The sequence below is a fragment of the Segeticoccus rhizosphaerae genome, from assembly GCF_009192725.1.
Taxonomy (GTDB): domain Bacteria; phylum Actinomycetota; class Actinomycetes; order Actinomycetales; family Dermatophilaceae; genus Segeticoccus; species Segeticoccus rhizosphaerae.
Genome location: NZ_VOHR01000709.1, coordinates 1 through 595, shown reverse-complemented (window position 1 = coordinate 595; position 595 = coordinate 1). Strand labels below are relative to the sequence as shown.

The 595-nt window shown below is 63.2% G+C and carries 1 protein-coding gene; it reads right to left on the bottom strand.

The genetic code is table 11. The features are described from left to right. Window positions 1–595, bottom strand: a 595-nt coding sequence (locus tag FRW57_RS22605; RefSeq protein WP_152187137.1) for a M48 family metalloprotease, incomplete at both ends; no start/stop codon positions are given.

Sequence of the window (595 nt, the reverse complement as noted above, 5' to 3'; positions counted from 1 at the left end):
ATAGGGGTCGGTCGGGTCGGCGGCCAGCAGCGCGTCGGCGGCTTCCAGCGCGCGGTCCACCCGGGCGTTCTTGTGATAGGCATAGGCGCGTGCATAGAGCGCGGGGATGGTTCGGTCGCTCTCGGGATAGTTGCGCAGGGTCACATTGGGCTTGGCGATATATCCGATAAGCTTGGCCTTGATTCGCTCGAAATTGCGCTGGTTGCGGGCATTGGCTGGCGTCTCCCAGGCGGGATCGCGTTCATAGACTTCGCGCAAGGCAGCGATGCGGTCGCCCGACAGCGGGTGAGTACGATAGAAACCGGCCTCGTCGCTTTGGCTGTAGCCATAGCGGAATTCCTGGTTGAGCAGCTTGCCGAAGAAAGCGAGCGAGCCGCGTCCGGAAATCCCTGCGCCAGAGAGATATTTTGCGCCCGCCGCATCCGCAGAGGATTCCTGAGTACGCGTGAAGGCGAGAAACTTGCCCAGCGCAGCTTGCTGGCCCATCGCCATGATACCCATCGCTGCCTCGCCCGCGCCGGCAAGGGCGGCCCCAAGGCCAGCGAGCATCGAAAGGATGGAGATCTTGTTCGCATTGCCCGCGCCTTCGCCGTAG